Source organism: Bacillus sp. SH5-2 (genome assembly GCF_008368905.1).
Taxonomy (GTDB): Bacteria; Bacillota; Bacilli; order Bacillales; family Bacillaceae_G; genus Bacillus_A; species Bacillus_A luti.
On the sequence record NZ_QOSD01000001.1, the window covers coordinates 290,182 to 309,474 of the forward strand.

The window sequence follows — 19,293 nt, forward strand, 5'->3', positions numbered from 1 at the left end:
AATAATAAGATACATTCTGAACTTTTCTATTTTCATTCTAAGATAAGATTTAGCACGGTAGGTTACCTCAAACTTGAGGCTTTCCCCGTTTAACGGAGTTTTCGACTAGCATTTCTACTAGAAGGTGCTACATATTTAACACAAGTTCGACATCTTCACAGTTCCAATATCCTTCAGTGGATGTTGGTTATTTGCATTTGATTTAAACATTAAGTATGGATAACCAGACTCAAGCTGAATCATAGCGATTTTAATAAGCATATCACGCGCGCTAATATCTAGCGGCTTCTTCTTCACTTTCGGATTGCTCATTAATTCATCGTACATTTCATCGATATCAATATCATCTAAATGTTTTCCGTATTCTTTAAACACCGTATAAGGCGCGAAAACATGGAAAGGTTCGTTTTTCTCAGCAAGCTCAAAGAACTTACTTGGAACGATAATTCCGATTGATAGAGACTGAATACGGCTCTTCTCGTCGGCATTTATTTTTTTTGTATCAAGGAATTCAATAATATCCCAATGGAAAATGTTTAAATATACAGCCCCGGCACCTTTTCGTTGGCCCAGTTGATTCGCATATGAAAACGAATCTTCAAGCAATTTCATAACAGGTACTACGCCACTCGCGGCGTTATCAATACCTTTAATTTGCTCACCACGTGCGCGTAGCTTAGATAAGTTTAAAGCTACTCCGCCGCCGATTTTCGATAATTGCATCGCTGTATTAATGTTAAAGCCGATTGAATTTAAGCTATCGTCCATCTCTAACAAGAAACAAGACACCATTTCTCCTCTTCTGCTTCTTCCCGCATTTAAAAAGGTTGGTGTCGCTGGTTGGTAGTTTTGTTTTACAATCATGCTTGCGAATTGTTTTGCCTTCGCAACATCACCGCGTCCTAAGTATAATGACACAATTGCTACACGATCTTCATAGCTTTCTAAGTATTGTTTTTGATCATTTGTTTTTAACGCATAATCTTTGTAGAACTTAGATGCTGCCATATAAGATTGGAACTCGAAGTTTTCACCATAAGCGATGTTATATACTTCTTCTACTTCCTCCAAGCTATACTCGTCCAGAACGTTGTAATAGTAATCATGTTCTTTCATATATTCCATTCGCTCTGCCACGCTATTAAAAGGAACGGTATTCTCTCTAGCTTCTTCCATAAAGACTTCTAATGCCTCTTTATCTTTATGAAGCTGATAAAAACCGTCCTGCATTTGCGTGATTTCATTATTCAGTTCAATGTGTCGCAATCTCCCGCACCCTTTCCTTAAAGTATTCTACATCGTTATTTGTTCCTGATAACTCAAATTTTGATACAATAGGCACTTCATATTTAGCAGAAATTTTGTCAGCACTTGCACCGAACATGTCTCCCCAGTTACGATTGCCGCTTGCAGATACGCCTTTTAATTTGTCATTATTGCGCTCTAAAAATTCTAAAACACGTTCTGGTACATTGCCAAAACCTGTTGTATACGTAATTAAAATAAAGTCTTCATCTATTACTAGATCTTCACCAATTTGAACGGCCGGCATATTTAATTTGTGAATGAAACGCTTCACGTTTCCTGTCATAGAATCATATGCAACTAACATTTCCGACCCTCCCTCTCCAATCTATACTCTCTGTATGTTGTTTCTTGATTTCTCTATATATTGTATTACGTTTCAAAATAAGACACAAGATATATGTATAAATTCTTTCTTTTTTTAACTTTTACTTTTCGACACGACAGTCGATTTTTTTCAATACAATGACTATGAAACAACATTCTAAAACTCATGTCAATAAAGTGCTTTTCAAAAAAGTTGTCAACGAATTTAACCTTATTTTAAAAAAAGTTACCAATATATTTTGTCATAAAACGGCAAATGCTGGAGGAATATATTTCTCCAGCATCACGCAAAAAAGAACAGACATTAAACGATAATCTGCTCTAAAAAACGATTACATTTATCAATTTTACTTTATTAAATATTATACATATACTTTCAGTTCTCGTTACATACTAAAAGATAACTATTATAGAAAAAGATTATTATTATGGAATTTCAATTTATTTATGAAAAGATTATTCAGAGTGCTCAATTCGCAAAATATCTTTTACAAATATATGATGCGGATTCTCATCTTTATCAATCATTGTACATACAGGAGCTTCTTCGTCAAAGTATACAATCATTCCTTCTACGTACTGATATGTATGTTGAACTTGTACTGTTACTTTAATTTCTATTGCTTCTTCATATGCTCTTTTTATTTTCTGCAGCATTTTTATTGAACACTTTCGTTTCTCTGGATACATGACCATCCCCATAAATCGATTACCAGCTCTATCTTTCCACATATAATCCCAATGCGGTAATATGCCTTGTTTAAAATCGCCCATAATTCTCCTCCCCTATATTCTTCTAGTTACGAACGTGGCGTTTCTGAATATGTATAAATAACCTGTCCGCCACGCTGTGCGTTACCAATGAAATGTTTAAAATCTTCTCGACTTACTACAACTTCTCTGAACGTATAAAATACATCTTTCGTTGCAACATACTCCTTTATTTCACCATTTTTCAGCTGATCCAAAATTGTATTTGCTAATTCTTTATCCATGTATTTCACCTCTATGCAATATTTTATTTTATCTTATATTCTATAGGTCAACAACTGTAAAATTATCCAGATGCTATACCTTCATTTCATTTTCATTATTTTTCAAAAGATATCTCTTAATTATATGTCCACTAAATATCATATACTAACATAGCTACTTCTCTATATCAAACATTTCGACATTCAATCATGCAAAGTTCTATACCACTATGTTACAATGTATGAATAGAACTAGGAGGGATACTATGATTCGGAAAGCAACAAAGACAGATGCGAAGCTGGTAGCGCCTTTATTGTATAACGCTCTGCACGAAATTGCTGAAAAAATCACTGGTAGCACAGTTGAAGCAAACGTATTACGAGGACTCGAAAAATGGTTCGTACAAGAAAATAATCGATTGAGCTATGAAAACTGTTTAGTGGCAGAACAAGATGGAAAAGTGGTTGGGGTTATTGTCGTTTATCACGGTAGTGACGCTGAACAGCTTGATGCACCAATCATACGCCACTTAAGAGAACTACATGAAGATGAATCCATTATATTAGAAAAAGAAGCTGAACTTGATGAGTATTATATTGACACGTTGTCAGTTTCAAATATGTACAGTGGACGTGGCATAGGTTCTAAATTAATCGATGCAGCTGAACTTCATGCAGCTGAAAAAGGTCATGAAAAAATCGCCTTACTTGTTAATTTAGAAAACCAACGCGCTTTTTCGCTGTATGAAAAACTAGGTTACAAAAAAGATCAAATCGTGATGCTCGTCGGCGAACCGTATGCCCATCTAATAAAACCATTACGTACATTGGTTTCTATATCTTAAAAAAAGCACACGATTTTATATAAAATCGTGTGCTTTTAAGTTAATTTTGTATTTAATACACTTCCATTCATCGCCTCGTAGAACGTATACTTTGTATATCCCCACGGCTTCCGGTGAAAAATAGGAGGTCCAGACCATCCCATCGCCCTCAGTTCCGCACCAATCATCGTATTAAAATAACTATGCCCTACTATCGCGACCTTCCCGTGCACCAGCGCATAGCGATGTAACATATTAGCAGCTTCTTTCGCCCTTTCTCTTGCTTCTTTATACGACGCAACATCTTTATGATACCCAACCGTCCATAAAGCACGTCCAATAAAAAACCACGTCCCTGGTTTACATTTAAACCATTTCGGTGCAAAAAAACTTGAAGGTACTTCTACTTCCCTAAAAAGAGAATTTTGCACAAAGGACAAAGAGTTCATTAGTTCCGCCGCTGACTGCACAGCGCGTCTTTGATCACTTGATACAATTAAATTTGCTGATTCCACTGCCTCAATTGTTTCAATCGGTATGTTACATTCCCTACTCACACTATCTACATCATATTTCTTCAGCCATTCATGAAATGAAGTAATTGTCATCGGCTCTATAGCACTATTCAAGCGACCATGACGAATAAAAGATATCCACATTCTTTCCACTCTCCATTCATCACTTACGAGCTATATTATGTACTATTTCTTCCCTTCATCATAACATGCTAAAAATAAAAGTTACATATTTTCACATATCCCCGCCACTACCATGAGTCACAGAGGCATCTATTCCATCAAAATATGTATTCGTTTCATGTTGACGAATTTTCTTCAACTGTATATAAGAAAATAAAAATAAGAACAAAGCTATAAAACTCCCCATAATTTCAAACATTATTTTACCGCTCCTATTTCCCCCATATTAAACAGACAAACATCCATTTCCATTATACTCCAATATAAAAATGTAAACACCTTTTCTCCACTATCATAGTAAATATGGATATTATCTTACAAAATATGAATATTTTTCGACTTTTTACTTTGAAAACATTTACAAAACAGGAAACATAGTTCAAAATAAAGGAAAATAAAAAATCCCAAATTATTCTTTTTTGGAAAAACTGTAACAAGGAGAGTTGCTTATGCAGATCGCAGAAACTGGAGATATCATTGAATTTAAAGGTGGAATGCAAGGCCGTGTTCAAAAAGTAAATCAAAACTCTGTTATTGTGGATATAACAATTATGGAGAATTTTAGAGAACTAGATATGGAACCTCTTACAGTTGTTAGTCATAAAAACTATACTGTCATTAATCAAAATGCATAATATAATAGAAAGAAAGGATTTATACACATAATTCATAATATAATAGAAAGAAAGGATCTGTATGTTATACAGATCCTTTCTTTCTATTATATATTAACGATTATCAATTGTTTCTGGATATAGATCGTGGTTCATCATGCGGTAGTCTGCCATTTGTTCATACTTCGTTCCTGGGCGACCATAGTTACAGTACGGATCAATTGAAATGCCACCACGTGGTGTGAATTTCCCCCATACTTCAATGTAACGTGGATCCATTAATTTAATTAAATCATTCATAATTACGTTCATGCAATCTTCGTGGAAATCACCATGATTACGGAAACTAAATAAATATAACTTTAAAGATTTACTCTCTACCATTCTTTGCTCTGGAATGTAGCTAATATAAATTGTTGCAAAGTCTGGTTGTCCTGTTTTCGGACACAAGCTTGTAAATTCAGGACAGTTGAATTTTACAAAATAATCACGGTTTGGATGATTATTATCAAATACCTCTAAAATTTCTGGGCTATATTCAAATAAATATTTTGTATTTTGATTTCCTAGTAATGTTACATCTTTTAAATCTTCATCTAATCTTCCTGCCATATTAAACATCCTTTCTCGTTATACGCCGCGTTTATTTCCCCATACTAACGCATGAAGCTGAGGCAATACTTTTGCATCATTCATTGCTTTACAATTTATAGCTTTATCAATCAACCACTCATACTTACCTAATAATTTTTTAATAAGCATTGCATCATCCACTGTTTTCGTATCATCGTTCCCTACTTGCAAGAAGAATGGTACATCCGGATAACGTTCGTGCATCTTAACTGCATATTCAAAGTCATAATCATCAAATACGACTACTTTTAAGCTAATATCTTTTCCTGCTAGTTTTTGAATAACAGCATCTAACTTTTGAAAATCTGTATGCATCGTCGAACTTGGTGGTTTGGGAGAAATCGTTACCTCATCAATTTGAAGTAACCAGTCTTGCCATTTACTCCCTTGCGTTTCGATTGCCGTTCGCATTCCATTCTCTTTTAATATAGAAAGAAGAAACTCAATATTTTTCAGCAATGCTGGATTTCCGCCTGAAATCGTAACATGAGAAAAATTTCCCCCTCCAATTGCAACAAGCTCATTCCAAATATCTTCCGCTGTCATTTGTCTAATTTGATCTTTAGCCGATCCATCCCACGTAAAGGCAGAATCGCACCAAGCGCAACTATAATCACAGCCAGCTGTACGGATAAACATCGTCTTTTGTCCTACAACCATTCCTTCACCTTGAATAGTCGGACCAAATATTTCTAAGACTGGGATTTTACTCATCGAGCATCCACTCCCGTCTTACTTCCGCATAACTAGTTGGAGTCTCAAACAGACGAACAAATTCAACACGAGCTCCTTTATATTCGTTCGCACGATTATCTTTTGTTAACGCTTCTGCCATCTTTTCATAAATCCAAACGACCATATTTTCAGCAGTTGTATTCATCGCTGGTAACGTTTCGTTTAAATAACGATGATCTAAATAAATTTCTATTTCATTCTTCCAAATTTCTTTTATATCTCCAAAGTCAATTGCAAGACCTATTTCATTTACATATCCACTAATCCCAAATACAACTTTATATGTGTGACCATGTAAGTTTTTACATTTTCCTTCATAACAGTGTAAATGGTGTGCCGCATCAAATGTAAATTCCTTGCTGACCATTACTCTTTTATTATGATATTTGAGCTGTTTACGCTGAATATCCTTGTCCATTTTTTGCAAATTTTCTACGATGCGAAATCCAAAGAAATTATCCATTAGTTGCTCGCTCCTTCGCGTTCTTGTAAGTACGTATCTAATCCTGCTTTACGAAGTTGACATGCTGGACATTCACCGCAACCATCACCAATGATTCCGTTATAACATGTTAATGTTTTTTCTCTAACAAACTCGAATGCACCAAGTTCATCAGATAATTTCCATGTCTCCGCTTTATCAATCCACATAAGCGGTGTATGAATGACAAACGGATAATCCATAGATAAATTTAATGTAACATTTAATGATTTCACAAATACGTCACGGCAATCTGGATATCCACTAAAATCAGTTTCACATACGCCTGTCACAATATGACGCGCTCCAACTTGTTTCGCTAATACAGCAGCGAATGACAAGAATAGTAAATTTCGTCCATCCACAAATGTTGATGGTAATTCACCTTCTTCATGTGTAATCTCCATATCTGTTCTCGTTAATGCATTTGGAGCAAGTTGATTTAGTAGACTCATATCTAGTACTGTATGCTTAATTCCTAGCTCTTTCGCAATTTCCGCTGCACAATCAATTTCTAACTTATGACGTTGATTGTAATTAAACGTTACAGCTTCTACTTCTGCAAACTGTTGTATCGCCCAAAATAAACATGTTGTACTATCTTGTCCACCACTAAAAACAACAACCGCTTTTTCTTTTTTCATTTCACTCATTCTCCTTCTCTACTACGAATAAGAAGAAAGAACGTTCTTGAACTGTCACAATAAAAAAACAAAACAATACCTAAGGATATTGTTGTTTCCATAGTTTTTTATAGAGGGAGTTCGCGAACCTCTCCCATGCAGTGCACGGAATTCCTTCTTTCATTGACAAAGCTTATTGTAACATATTGTATACTACCATAAAAAATTTCTGATTTTTCCGCTTTTTTTATTTCATTTCTTTCATTTTATAGTATGATTAATCTAATATTAGAAGAGAGGAGGCATCCCACTGAAACTCTTTATTATTTACCTCTTTTTAAATATATTATCCATTCTCGTTACGATGCTTATCTATCACTTATTTTGGAATCAAAAAGGCAAACGATCTCCTAAATTAAATTCAGCTCTATTTATTGTATTGTGTTGCCTCGCTACCATACTATGTATCACATTTGCTGCGAAAACAGATTATGGATTTCAATTTGATATGCGTCATATCGTATTAATTGTCGGCACATTAACAGGCGGGCCCATTGCTGGTGCTTCCATTTTAACTGTATTAAACATATACCGCTTTTTATTAGGAGGAGTAGGTGTTTTCCCATCCCTTATCGCTTCGGTGCTCCTATTTATTGTTTTACTCTTAACATACAAACTGTTTAACCGAAGTTCTAACCGTATAAAAATAGCACTCGCTATCTTTTACAGTCTCATATTCGGATTTGGCTGGATACCATTTTTCCTTGCAGAAGTTACAAATAAGGCTGATTATATACCGCATATTATCGTGTACGAAATATGTACAATGATTGGAACAATCCTTATTTTATATTTACTTCACATATTACAAACGCAAGTTCGTCTTCAAAATGAACTTATGAATGCTGAAAAATTTCATTTAATCGGTGAAATGGCAGCTTCTATCTCTCATGAAATTCGTAATCCTTTAACTTCAACGAAAGGGTTTTTGCAACTTTTACAGTCAGATACATGCTCTGAAAAGGAACGGGAATTATATATCGACATAGCCATTAATGGTATCGAACAAGCAAATCATGTTCTTACAGACTACTTAACTTTTGCAAAACCAAGTATTGAAAAAGAACAACAATTACAAGTAGAGGAAGAATTACTTCATGCGTTATCTTTAATTACACCTCTCGCAAATTTAACAAATGTTCGTATACACTACATAAAACAAAGTACATCTTTTTTTATAGCTGGTGAAAAGCAAAAACTGAACCAATGCTTATTAAATATTTTTAAAAACTGCATTGAGGCAATGCCTAACGGCGGTGACCTTATTCTTACATTAGTTCCAGACCATAAACATATACAATTGTTTATAAAAGACACAGGAGTTGGTATGGATCAAGAACAAGTAAAACGACTCGGATCACCTTTCTACTCAACGAAAGAAAAAGGGACTGGACTCGGAATGATGGTTGTCTTTAGTGTCATCCAAGCAATGGATGGGAAAATTGATATTATAAGCGAAAAAGGGACAGGCACAACCTTCTTGTTAACTTTCCCGATCATAAAAAAAACGTGATGAAATTCATCACGTTTTTTCTGTTCCTTCCACTAATTCAGCAAAAGCTTTCACTTTTCCATGTGGTTTTTGATTCTCTTTACGAGCTTTCCAAGCACGCTCTTCTTCTCGCTTCTTCTTCGCCATACTTTGTTCACTCCTTCTGTCTCTTTCACGAAGTATTATTCCAAAGTGAGATAGGAAACTATGCATAGTTTTTTCTATCCCACTTTGGAGTCTTTATCATACAGCCCTCAGCTTTTGAAATGATGTTTATACTACACAAAAAAAGAAACGGGCAGATTCCCCGTCTCTCTCGTCTTATCGTTGTAGTATTGAATGTTTCGCCTCTTTTAACTGCGTAAGGTGTCGTTGTTCGTGCAAGTCAAGAAATTGAACCCACTGATACAAATTTAAATCATTAAAAATAGGATGCTTTAATCCATTTTCAAATAATTCTTTTTCATCTATAACACTATGAAGCGCATGTAATAATTCTTGTCGTGAATGTTCTAGTAATTGAATTCCTTGTTGTTTTTTCATTAAAGTTTCTGTTGGTTTCATTTGCTGAGGAGCTTCTCGTTTATGTGTGCGATCAAGCGTAAGTTGGAGGTCTTTAAATGGAGCCAGTTTTCTTTCTTTTTTTTGTAAAGCATATACAAGGGCAGATGTGACAGATTGTTCAACCAAATGCAAGTGATGTAAAATCTGAATGATACTCCATTTATCACGGCGTGGCTTTACATTCACTTCGGTATCATTTAACATTTCAATTTCTGATAATAACGTGCTTCGGGTAGAGTGTAATGAGTTCACCAAACTTTCTAAACTCACATCCATATTAGAGTGGAGCATACTTCTTTCCCCCTTTTTGTTAGTGAAAAGAGGTGCCCTATATTCGAAACACCTCTTTTAATAATTCTGAATTTTCTTTTATTATCTCATTATTTTCCCATTATGTCGATGTTAAACATGTGAAAAAAAGCGCATGTTTTTTACAATTTTGTGTCGTCAATCGCGTGTAACCATGCTTCAATTTCAGTAATTACACTTTTCACACAGCCTTCAGCAAATGGCGATGTTAAATTTGCAACTTCTACTAATTCTAAGAATGATTTACTTCCACCTTGTTGACACAGATTCACATAATCTTCCCATGCCTCTTGTCTATTATCTCTTGCACGTTTCCAAAATTGCAGTGCACAAATTTGCGCTAACGTGTAATCGATATAGTAGAACGGCGAGCTATAAATATGTCCTTGACGTTGCCAGAAACCACCGCGCTCTAAATAATCATTATCTTCGTAGTCACGATGTGGCAAATACTTCTTCTCTATATTACGCCATGCTGTCTTACGCTCCTCTGGTGATGCTTCTGGATTTTCATACACATAATGTTGGTATTCATCAACAGATACGCCATACGGTAAAAACAGAAGTGCTGAACTTAAGTGAGAGAAGTAATATTTATCTGCATCTTCTTCAAAGAATAGCTTCATCCATGGCCATGTGAAAAATTCCATACTCATAGAGTGAATTTCACACGCTTCATACGTTGGCCAATTATATTCTGGAATTTCAAACTTACGGCTTTCATATACTTGGAAAGCATGACCAGCTTCATGTGTTAATACGTCAATGTCACCAGATGTTCCATTAAAGTTCGAGAAAATAAATGGTGCTTTATAATTTTCAATATATGTACAATATCCACCGCCAGCTTTTCCTTTTTTCGCAACTAAATCTAATAAATCATTATCTAACATGAAATTGAAAAACTCATCTGTTTCAGCCGATAACTCTTTATACATCGTTTTCCCATGATTAATAATCCAATCTGCATCTCCTTTTGGAGTCGGATTACCTGTAGCAAACTCGAAGTTTTCATCGTAATACGCTAACTTCTCTACACCGATACGCGCTTTTTGTCTCTTTCTTAATTCCGTTGTAACTGGAACAATATAATCAAGTACTTGCTGACGATAATTCGCCACCATCTCCGCATTATAATCTGTACGGTACATTCTTGCATATCCAAGTTCAACAAAGTTTTTGAAACCTAAAGTTTTTGCAATTTTCGTTCTCACTTTAACAAGTTCATCATAAATACGATCTAGTTCTTCCTCATTCTCCGCTAAAAATCCGTAGTATGCTTCACTTGCTGCTTTACGTTCGCTTCTTTCTTTCCCTTGCATAAACGGAATCAGTTGCGATAACGTTCTCTCTTCTCCAGCAAAGTCAATTTTTGCAGATGCTAATAACTGCGTATATTGTGAAGACAATTTATTCTCTAATTGTAAATCTTTCACGACTTCATCTGAATATGTTTTCAAATCACATTCTGCTAAAGCAAATAATTGCTTTCCATAATACGCCTCTAATTCTTCACGAAATGGAGAAGCGATTAACGCCTTATAATACTTTGTTCCATACCCTTGTACAACCGGAGAGTATTCATCAAAGAAATCTTGCTCTTCCTTATAAAAAGCATCTGTCGTATCAACAGAATGACGAATGTAACAAAGGTTCCCCATTGTACCAAAATCATTACGAATTTCATTAATTGAATTGATTACTTGTTTTTGTTCTTCAACCGTTTTTGTATTATCAAACTTTTCTAAAGCAACAGTAAACTTCTCTTTTAATTCCTCAATATTTGGCCGTTTATATTCATAGTCTTTAAATGACATGAACGAGCCTCCTCTCCGTTATATGCATCATTACTATAATTCAATGCCCACTTACATATTTCCTTTTATTCTTTAGCAAAAAGCGGCAGTTGCTATCATAATGATATGTAAACAAAAAAAGCCTTGGATTTATTTATCCAAAGCTTCTTTGGAATATATTATTATTTTTCATACTTTCCAATTTTTTTTAGTAGATCAAGTAATTCATCTTTTTCATCCTTCGTTAACATTTCAAAAGACTGATGTATAACTTGCTCATGCCCTGGAAAAATAGAAGCAATAAAGCTCTCTCCAGACTCCGTTAATTGTGCATAAATAACACGTCTATCATTCGGGCATGGGATTCTCTTTACTAACCCCTTTTTCTCTAGCTTATCTACAACATATGTAATGCTGCCGCTAGCTATTAAAATACGTTCACCAATTTGCTGCAGTGGTTGACCACCTTTATGATATAGCAGTTCTAACACAGCAAATTCAGTCGGATTTAACCCGTTACTTTGTATGGACTTATTTGTAGTATCCATAACAGAACGATGTACACGAGATAATGCAATAAATACTTTTAAAGATTGAGAAATATCTTCTCGTTCATTATTTGATGTCATACAACTTTCAACCCTTCACTTAAATTCTCAGCAATAAAAAGAAAAAATAGCTTAATACTTCATGTAATTTCCGAATGAGCATTCACTCACTCATTTCCTCTCCCCTAATGTACTCCGAATGATTCTTGAATAAAAACATGACAATTTTAACATAGTTTATATATAATGATAATAAAAAAGAAGGAGTACCAAATTTGAAATTCAAATTCCAAAGCATAGTTTTATATATATTGCTTGTTATCCTACCAACAATAGGGATTGGTGCTACATTTTATTCGTATGATACGTATAAAATGAAACAGGAAAACAAACTATCTGCTCACACTGTTCTCTTTTTATATAGAGACTATTTAGACCATCATCTTGGTGAAGCTATCTCAGCCTTAGAGATGCTCGCAAAGATTGTAGGGACCGAAACCGGAAACATGAATGGGATTAAACAGATTGTACATGATACGGATGGCAATGATGAACGTTTTTCTGGTCTATATTACGCTACGACAGACGGAATGATTACAATCGCATCCGAAGGCGAATCAATGCCTGTTGACGTCTCAGACCGCCAGTATATTCAAGACGCCTTACGAACTAAGAAAACAACTGTATCATCAGTCATTACAGATCGCGTTCTTGGACATCAAGCTATTATGATTGCCTCTCCAATATTTAATAAACAAAAAGAGTTCTCAGGCTTATTATTAGCTAGTTTACGCTTTGACTACATTTCATCTTCTTTAAATGCTATTAAACCACAATACCATTTTGAAGTAACTGATAAGCATGGTGTGGTTTTTCTAACTGATGATAATAATGACACAAATGATAAACATTCTAATATGCTTACTACCCCGCTACAAAAATTAAATTGGACGGTCTCTGTTTCTCCGTTACCTATTCACAAGAAAACTTTATATCAGCTAGTTTCAATAGAGTGTGTAGCTACTTTATTTTTAATGTCTATTTTATTTTTGCTTGCTCAATATATGTTATTAAAACGTCAAACAAAACTGGAAAGACAACAAAATGAACTGCAAAAAATTGAATTGGTTGGAACTTTTGCAGCGAGTACAGCACATGAAATACGAAATCCTCTTACTGGAATTAAAGGACTCGTCGCTCTATTAAAGGAGAAATATAAAGATGAACAGGATCAGTTCTACTTTTCCATAATCGAACAAGAAATAGAACGAATTAATGAAATTGTAAGCGAATTTCTTATTCTTGGAAAGCCAACTGCCATCATCGAACAAACATATGATGTAAGAACAATTCTAAATGAGGTAGCATTGATTATTCAATCTGAGGCGAATCTACATAACATTGTATTCCATTTACATTTGCCAGACCATCCTGTTTATATCCGGTGCTCAAAAGACCATATGAAACAAGTGGTTTTAAACATTACAAAAAATGCAATTGAAGCCATGAGCTCTAGTGATACATTAACAATTATCGTCACAAACAATAAGACACACGCACAATTGCAAATTATAGATACTGGAAAAGGGATTCCAAAACATATTCAAAAACACCTCTTTCATCCGTTCTTTACTAATAAAGATACTGGAACAGGTCTTGGACTTGTCATATGTAAACGAATTGTAGAGATGTACAATGGGCATATTTTTATAGACAGTATAGAAAACGAAGGAACGACAGTTCATATCGAAATTCCGTTACACATAGTATAATTATCCTTACCTCGAAAGGATAATTATACTTATTTCATAAAACCAGCCACAAGCATTCGCCAAAAATTACTTGATTTTCCTTCATACCCGATTTGAAAAATAGGTACCTTTATAATTGAAAACCATTTCGGTGTTTGTTTTTCTTTATAACGCTGGTACTGTAAAATAAGCTTGTCCAACTCTTGACTCACTTGAATCGTCTCCATACTATTTAACCCGCTTGTTAATCCTAATTGAATCATTTCTTCACGTTTCATATGAATATCACGTGAAAGCTTTTCTAATGTGTACTTCCTTTTTACAGTAAACATCCATATCCCCCTTAGTATACTTCCTTGCTCTTCACTTCTCCATTGACCTTTTAACCGTTTTATCATATGTAAATTTGAAGAATCAGAAAATTTAACATTTTCTCCCTGTAATTTACAAATCTTTACCCTCACTTTGAGAATTATTACAAATTATTCTATCTTTGTAAATACATTCGCAATAATAGACATTTTTTTCATCTTCTTTTTTTATAAATACCAATTAAATAGCGGATTCTCTATTTTTAACACACTTTTCTTCGACATTTTTTGTTTAATTTATATAAAAAAGCAAAACATAATGGTGATTGATAAAATGAAACTTTAATCAGTGGAGGGGGTGTTCACCCCGCCGATTATTAGCCCACACCAATCGAGCGTTTACGGCCAGTTTTCCTACCTAACTTCTTTGCTCCAGCCGAATTTGAGGTGTGAATCTTACTTCCCGCAAATAGCGGGATAAAATAGAAAGGAAATATTTATATGCGCAAATATACGATTGCAATGCTCATTTTCACTATGTTCTTACCGTTCTTCTTGTTTCCGATTCAAGCAAATGCTCATACGAATAAAGTAGCCATTGTCATTGATGACTTCGGCAATAATATGAAGGGGACTGATAAAATGTTATCACTTCCCATCCCACTGACTGTTGCTGTTATGCCTTTTCTTCCTTCCACAAAAGAAGACGCAATAGCAGCCCATAAAAAGGGACACGAAGTTATTATACATATGCCAATGGAACCTATTAAAGGTAAAAAAGAATGGCTTGGACCAAAAGCAATTACAACTGATTTAAGTGATGAAGAAATAAACAATCGACTCGAACAAGCGATTCAAGAAGTACCTCATGCAATTGGAATGAACAATCATATGGGGTCAAAAGTAACAGCAGACGAAAGAATTGTACGACTTATACTTGCAGCTTGTAAAAAGCACGGTTTATTTTATTTAGATAGCAAAACGAACCCTAATAGTGTCGTCCCGAAAATCGGAAAAGAATTAGGAGTTCCTATTATTGAAAACCAACTATTTTTTGATGATGTGTATACAGCCGGACATATTTCAAAACAAGCCCAATTACTCATCAAAAAAATTCAAGAAAAACCTATAATGGTAGCCATCGGACATGTTGGGCCTCCAGGTGAAATTACGTCACGCGTTATTGAAACCTCTATTCCTAACATTCGCGAACATGCAGACTTTATTTTTTTGTCTGATTTAGCATTATCTCCACCTCCTGTTTCAAAATAATATTCATTCCTCATACTAAAAAAGGTACCAATCTTTATGTAGCAGATAGGTACCTTTTTTAACTTAAATATAATCTACATGACTCACCCTAAAACCTTTTTTCTCTATTTTTTCGATTAATAGCTTTAATCTTTTTTCATTTAACTCATCTGTTATATTTACAATAACACGACGAATATATTGATCGCCGTTATCTAGCGTAAACAGTCCACCGATATTATATGCTTTTAACAACGTCCCGAGTTCTTTAATCGTTCCTTTACAATCTTGTGTTGCAATTGTTAATATATAACCACCCGTCTGCATACCGAATGAATCTTCAATAACATCAAATACATTGGAATGTGTTAAAATACCGACAAACTCATTATAGTCATTTAAAACGGATAAAAACGGTAAACGACGAATAACATAAAATGCTCTGAAGAATGAATCCTTCTCAAAAATAAATGCAGAGGAGTCTTCCAGCATATCTCCTGTACTTAATTTCTCTAAGCCGTTATTACATTTCTTTTCTAATAGATCTACTTTATAAATAATCCCCATGAATTTCTTCTCATCTTCTGCTAATACAGGGATCGCTCGAAATCCCGTTTCATTCATAATTCGTAAAGCCTCTTCACCGGAATCGTTTATTTTGCAAAAGGTTACTTGCTGTTTTGGCAGAAAATGATATTTAACTCGCAAAATATGTTCCTCCTTACATGTCAACATGTAATCTATATATAATAAGGAGACCTATATTTTATGAGTGAAATTATTTTTAAAACGCTTTCATTTATTTATTGACTTGTAACAACATCTCAAACATTTTTATATAACAGAACTTTTCGCACCTTTAATCATTAACAACTTTACGTGATAATTCATTAAATATTCTATACCCTCTAGCCATTTTTTCGCTTCTTCTGGCGTTTTTCCCCACACGATCATGCCATAGTTATGAACAAGAACGACTCCTCCACCTTCAATAAAATTCGGAACATTACTTTCTAATAAATCAGCGAATTTCTTTTCATCTTCTACAATTGGAATTGTCATTTCTGTTATGCCTTCTTTTCCAAAAACACGTTCCACACTACGTTTATCGAATGTTACTTCGCCTTCTTTTCCATACAACTCTGATATTAAATGACTATCTACAGTCTGCACTTGTAAAATGCATTCTGCACTACTTTTTTTATAAATATCCGCATGCATAAATGATTCTGCAGCTGGTTTCTCTTCATTTTCAAAGACTGGCTCACACATGCAATTTACGACAATAAAATCCTCTTCTGAAAATAGCCCTTTATCTCTTCCCTCGACATTCACTAAAAATGTTAATGGCTCTTTTGACGTACATAATGATAAACTAATTTTTGTACCATAAAACCAATCACGAAGTGCCAATTCAGACTTCACATCTTTTAATTCATTCCATTTCTTCAGAAAAAATAACATTTCGTCACCCCCGGCGTAATATTCATATAAGGTTCGAATCCTTTTATGTAAAAGGAATATTTTTTGATTATTCTAAAAATTTAATTGAATTATCACATGAGAATGCTTTTTTGTCAATATGGTTTCACAGCTCTTCTATGCAAATGGGCCATTCATATACTTAGTAGCCTCTTCATTTCATACATAAAAAAATACGTTATTCTTCTTATTTAAAGAATAACGTATTTTTCTTATTTTTTATTTCGTTATTGCGTTATATAAAAACTGTGCATACTCTTCGCGTTTTACGAAGTCATCACCTAAAAAGTTTCCTTTCCCATCACCTTTTGATATATTATTGTCCGCTAAAGCTTTCACATATCCTTCTGCCCAGTGATCCTTTGGTACATCTTTAAAGCTCCCTACAGTATTTCCATTTTCCTTCAACTGGAATACTTTTTGTAGTACTACTGACATTTCATATCGAGTTAATACTCCATCTGGGCGGAACTTACCATTGCCATCGCCCGTCATAATTCCGGCTTGTGCAACTGCTTCAATAGCCCCTTCATACATATTTCCTTTCGTATCTGTGAACTTCGTTTTCTGTTCTACATTTCGCTCCAACTTCAAGTACTTTTGTATTAAAACTGCTACTTGACCGCGAGTAATGTTATCACCAAATCCAAATTGTCCATTTCCATAACCTGCAAATATCTTTTCTTTCGCTAAATGATTAATTGCTTTCTCTGACCAATGGCCCTTTGGTACATCTTTAAACTCTATTACTTCTTCAGATACTTTTTGATTTACAACATTTTGAATCACAGAACCGGTGAAGAAAATGCCTGTATCCGCAAATGGGTCTTTCACACCAAATTCATATACTTTCTCACCTGGCGTACTCCACTTCACTGCATCATTACTATACGTACCACTTTCGCTCTTCAAACGAATTTTTGTAGAGATTTTACCATCCTTTTCGTATACAGGTACTTTCACTTCTTTATTTACTTCTGTTTCCTCTAAAAATACTTTTTGATTTTGAACATTAATGTAAGCTGTTTTACTTAGTTCTACAACTGGTCGAACATCACGGATTTCATTTGCAACAAAACTTAAGAATACTAACTTTTTCAAATTACTAGCCGGTGTTAAGTCTGAAATATAGTTTGCTTCTAAATCAAGCTTTTGCAAGTTTACTAGACTTGATAATGGCGTAATATCCTTTAACTCATTATTAGGTAAATTCAGTACTTTCAGCTGTGTCATCTTACTTAGAGGGGTAACATCTTTTATTTCATTTTTCCCAATCCACAATTCTTCTAACTGCTTCATTTGCTCAATGCCCGACAAATCTTTCACTTTATTACGAGTTAAAGTTAAATCTTTTAAAGGTAATGTATATAAAGGCTTAATATTTTCAATCTCATTACCCGCTAATGATAAATTCGTCAAGTTTTTCAATTGACCTAATGGTGCAACATTCGTAACTTTATTGTTTGCCACATTCAAGTAATCTAGCTGTTCCATTTTAGCTAATGGTGTTACATCTGTAATTTCGTTATTCGCTAAAAATAAACTTTTCACATTTTTCATTTCAGTTAGCGGTGCAACATTCGAAATTTTATTCTTACTTAAATCTAGATAATCCAGATTATCCATTTTAATAAGAGGTGTTACATCTTCAATTTCATTACTACGCAATGCTAATTTTTTTACTTGTTTTAAATTAGCAAAGAATGATGGATCTTTTATCTTCGCATTAGCAACTGTTAAAAACTCTAGATTAGGCATATATTTTAGTCCACTATAATCTTGAATTTCACTTGTGTTTAAAAACAGCTCTTTTACTTGTAATAACTCTTCTTTCGTAATGGGTGTATCTACATCTTTTTTATTTAATACTTTTTTATTAACAAGTTCTCTTAACTTTTTATCTGTTATCATATTTTGATTATCTACTGGATCCTCTGTTCCCTGATTCCCTGAATTAGAATCTCCATCTGGTTTTTCGTTTTCTTTATTGCCTATATTCGGATCTTTAATTTCAAATTGTGTTTGAAATTTGTGATCATATCCAATAGCCGGAATAACTATATGCATTTGCATATTATACTTTTTCTCAAACTCACCCATTTCAAATTGAACTACTTTTGTCCCATTTTTTCTCTTATCTTCTGACAAAACTTTTACATCATGAAATACACCCGGCTGATTTCCATCTTCTATTCTAAGATATTGAAAATAGTCGCTATCTTGTAAGGTTACAGTAACAATTTTTCTTCCGCCTTCAACCGTTACTTTAGGATTTGTTATGTATTGAGAAGCTATCGATGGTTCATTTGTTTGATCCTTATATATTTTAATCTCAGTATCGTATGTGCGATCACTCGCTGCTGCTACCAACTGATTTGCTTCAATTTTTATTGCCGCTAGTGCTGGAGTAGAATACGCAGCAAAAGGTATTGCCAATGTTGTGGCTACTACTAGAGCCTTCATATAATTTTTTTCAAAATAATATCCCCTATCATATATATTGTAAGTAATTGAT

22 protein-coding genes, 1 pseudogene and 1 riboswitch are annotated in these 19,293 nt (G+C 34.2%); of the genes and pseudogenes, 5 read left to right on the forward strand and 18 right to left on the reverse strand.

Annotation, left to right across the window (positions count from 1 at the left end; all coding sequences use genetic code 11):
* Positions 1-138: 138 nt before the first annotated feature.
* The 4 genes and pseudogenes from DN410_RS01550 to DN410_RS01570 all read right to left on the reverse strand — a co-directional run.
* Positions 139-1,266: pseudogene (locus DN410_RS01550) on the reverse strand (ribonucleotide reductase N-terminal alpha domain-containing protein); the annotation flags it as partial.
* Entirely contained in the window at positions 1,253-1,612 is a 360-nt protein-coding gene (nrdI, locus tag DN410_RS01555; RefSeq protein ID WP_000959449.1) for a class Ib ribonucleoside-diphosphate reductase assembly flavoprotein NrdI, read from the reverse strand. The gene nrdI and the pseudogene DN410_RS01550, both read right to left, overlap by 14 nt.
* Positions 1,613-2,088: 476 nt before the next feature.
* Entirely contained in the window at positions 2,089-2,406 is a 318-nt protein-coding gene (locus DN410_RS01565) for a hypothetical protein (protein ID WP_149175036.1), read from the reverse strand.
* A 26-nt stretch (positions 2,407-2,432) separates the two neighbouring features.
* A complete protein-coding gene (locus tag DN410_RS01570) occupies positions 2,433-2,627 on the reverse strand; it encodes an abortive phage infection protein (RefSeq protein ID WP_149175037.1) in 195 nt (64 codons plus the stop codon).
* A 245-nt stretch (positions 2,628-2,872) separates the two neighbouring features.
* Here DN410_RS01570 and DN410_RS01575 point away from each other — a divergent pair, with 245 nt between their 5' ends.
* Complete coding sequence (locus tag DN410_RS01575; RefSeq protein ID WP_149175038.1) at positions 2,873-3,451, forward strand: GNAT family N-acetyltransferase; 579 nt, start codon at positions 2,873-2,875, stop codon at positions 3,449-3,451.
* A gap of 35 nt (positions 3,452-3,486) precedes the next feature.
* Here the strand turns inward: DN410_RS01575 and DN410_RS01580 are convergent, their stop codons facing one another.
* Positions 3,487-4,089 carry a histidine phosphatase family protein gene (locus DN410_RS01580; protein ID WP_149175039.1) on the reverse strand — a complete coding sequence of 201 codons (603 nt, stop codon included), beginning with the start codon at positions 4,087-4,089 and terminating at the stop codon, positions 3,487-3,489.
* Positions 4,090-4,180: 91 nt separating this feature from the next.
* Positions 4,181-4,327 (reverse strand): hypothetical protein, encoded by a 147-nt coding sequence (locus tag DN410_RS27775; protein WP_000461688.1) that lies wholly within the window; start codon positions 4,325-4,327, stop codon positions 4,181-4,183.
* Between the two features lie 250 nt (positions 4,328-4,577).
* On the opposite strand from DN410_RS27775, the gene DN410_RS01585 reads away from it, so the two are divergent.
* A complete protein-coding gene (locus tag DN410_RS01585) occupies positions 4,578-4,763 on the forward strand; it encodes a YkvS family protein (RefSeq protein ID WP_001165081.1) in 186 nt (61 codons plus the stop codon).
* Positions 4,764-4,856: 93 nt separating this feature from the next.
* Here DN410_RS01585 and queF read toward each other — a convergent pair whose 3' ends face one another.
* From queF to queC, 4 genes are read right to left on the reverse strand one after another with little or no spacing between them, the layout of a single operon-like run.
* Positions 4,857-5,354, reverse strand: a complete 498-nt coding sequence (gene queF / locus DN410_RS01590; protein WP_000918895.1) for a preQ(1) synthase — start codon at positions 5,352-5,354, stop codon at positions 4,857-4,859.
* Positions 5,355-5,372: 18 nt separating this feature from the next.
* Positions 5,373-6,089, reverse strand: coding sequence for a 7-carboxy-7-deazaguanine synthase QueE (gene queE, locus DN410_RS01595; protein ID WP_149175040.1), 717 nt, complete (start codon positions 6,087-6,089; stop codon positions 5,373-5,375).
* Positions 6,082-6,573, reverse strand: coding sequence for a 6-carboxytetrahydropterin synthase QueD (queD, locus tag DN410_RS01600; RefSeq protein ID WP_000368412.1), 492 nt, complete (start codon positions 6,571-6,573; stop codon positions 6,082-6,084). The genes queE and queD overlap by 8 nt, the downstream gene beginning before the upstream one ends.
* Positions 6,573-7,235, reverse strand: a complete 663-nt coding sequence (gene queC, locus DN410_RS01605) for a 7-cyano-7-deazaguanine synthase QueC (RefSeq protein ID WP_002117350.1) — start codon at positions 7,233-7,235, stop codon at positions 6,573-6,575. Before queC ends, queD begins: the two co-directional genes overlap by 1 nt.
* Before the next feature lie 93 nt (positions 7,236-7,328).
* Positions 7,329-7,372: riboswitch (PreQ1 riboswitch) on the reverse strand.
* Between the two features lie 206 nt (positions 7,373-7,578).
* On the opposite strand from queC, the gene DN410_RS01610 reads away from it, so the two are divergent.
* A complete protein-coding gene (locus DN410_RS01610; RefSeq protein ID WP_149175041.1) occupies positions 7,579-8,787 on the forward strand; it encodes an ATP-binding protein in 1,209 nt (402 codons plus the stop codon).
* 9 nt (positions 8,788-8,796) lie between these two features.
* Here the strand turns inward: DN410_RS01610 and DN410_RS28240 are convergent, their stop codons facing one another.
* The 4 genes from DN410_RS28240 to DN410_RS01625 all read right to left on the reverse strand — a co-directional run bounded on the left by DN410_RS28240 (position 8,797) and on the right by DN410_RS01625 (position 12,064).
* The gene (locus DN410_RS28240; RefSeq protein WP_001085166.1) at positions 8,797-8,913 is read right to left on the reverse strand and encodes a DUF6254 family protein; all 117 of its coding nucleotides are present in this window, start codon (positions 8,911-8,913) and stop codon (positions 8,797-8,799) included.
* A gap of 174 nt (positions 8,914-9,087) precedes the next feature.
* Positions 9,088-9,621 (reverse strand): DinB family protein, encoded by a 534-nt coding sequence (locus DN410_RS01615; RefSeq protein WP_149175042.1) that lies wholly within the window; start codon positions 9,619-9,621, stop codon positions 9,088-9,090.
* A gap of 140 nt (positions 9,622-9,761) precedes the next feature.
* Positions 9,762-11,456 (reverse strand): M3 family oligoendopeptidase, encoded by a 1,695-nt coding sequence (locus tag DN410_RS01620; protein ID WP_149175043.1) that lies wholly within the window; start codon positions 11,454-11,456, stop codon positions 9,762-9,764.
* A gap of 161 nt (positions 11,457-11,617) precedes the next feature.
* Positions 11,618-12,064, reverse strand: a complete 447-nt coding sequence (locus tag DN410_RS01625; RefSeq protein ID WP_000203343.1) for a MarR family winged helix-turn-helix transcriptional regulator — start codon at positions 12,062-12,064, stop codon at positions 11,618-11,620.
* A gap of 194 nt (positions 12,065-12,258) precedes the next feature.
* Here DN410_RS01625 and DN410_RS01630 point away from each other — a divergent pair, with 194 nt between their 5' ends.
* Positions 12,259-13,755 (forward strand): DUF3149 domain-containing protein, encoded by a 1,497-nt coding sequence (locus DN410_RS01630; RefSeq protein ID WP_149175044.1) that lies wholly within the window; start codon positions 12,259-12,261, stop codon positions 13,753-13,755.
* A 29-nt stretch (positions 13,756-13,784) separates the two neighbouring features.
* Here DN410_RS01630 and DN410_RS01635 read toward each other — a convergent pair whose 3' ends face one another.
* Entirely contained in the window at positions 13,785-14,066 is a 282-nt protein-coding gene (locus DN410_RS01635; RefSeq protein ID WP_097903491.1) for an aspartyl-phosphate phosphatase Spo0E family protein, read from the reverse strand.
* Between the two features lie 480 nt (positions 14,067-14,546).
* Here DN410_RS01635 and DN410_RS01640 point away from each other — a divergent pair, with 480 nt between their 5' ends.
* Positions 14,547-15,317, forward strand: a complete 771-nt coding sequence (locus DN410_RS01640) for a divergent polysaccharide deacetylase family protein (RefSeq protein ID WP_149175045.1) — start codon at positions 14,547-14,549, stop codon at positions 15,315-15,317.
* A gap of 63 nt (positions 15,318-15,380) precedes the next feature.
* On the opposite strand, the gene cbpA is transcribed toward DN410_RS01640, so the two are convergent.
* The 3 genes from cbpA to DN410_RS01655 all read right to left on the reverse strand — a co-directional run bounded on the left by cbpA (position 15,381) and on the right by DN410_RS01655 (position 19,241).
* Positions 15,381-16,004 (reverse strand): cyclic di-AMP binding protein CbpA, encoded by a 624-nt coding sequence (cbpA, locus tag DN410_RS01645; RefSeq protein ID WP_149175046.1) that lies wholly within the window; start codon positions 16,002-16,004, stop codon positions 15,381-15,383.
* 126 nt (positions 16,005-16,130) lie between these two features.
* On the reverse strand, positions 16,131-16,760 hold the full coding sequence (locus tag DN410_RS01650) for a class II aldolase/adducin family protein (RefSeq protein ID WP_000895999.1): 630 nt from the start codon (positions 16,758-16,760) through the stop codon (positions 16,131-16,133).
* A 237-nt stretch (positions 16,761-16,997) separates the two neighbouring features.
* Complete coding sequence (locus DN410_RS01655; protein ID WP_149175047.1) at positions 16,998-19,241, reverse strand: NEAT domain-containing leucine-rich repeat protein; 2,244 nt, start codon at positions 19,239-19,241, stop codon at positions 16,998-17,000.
* Between the last annotated feature and the right edge of the window lie 52 nt (positions 19,242-19,293).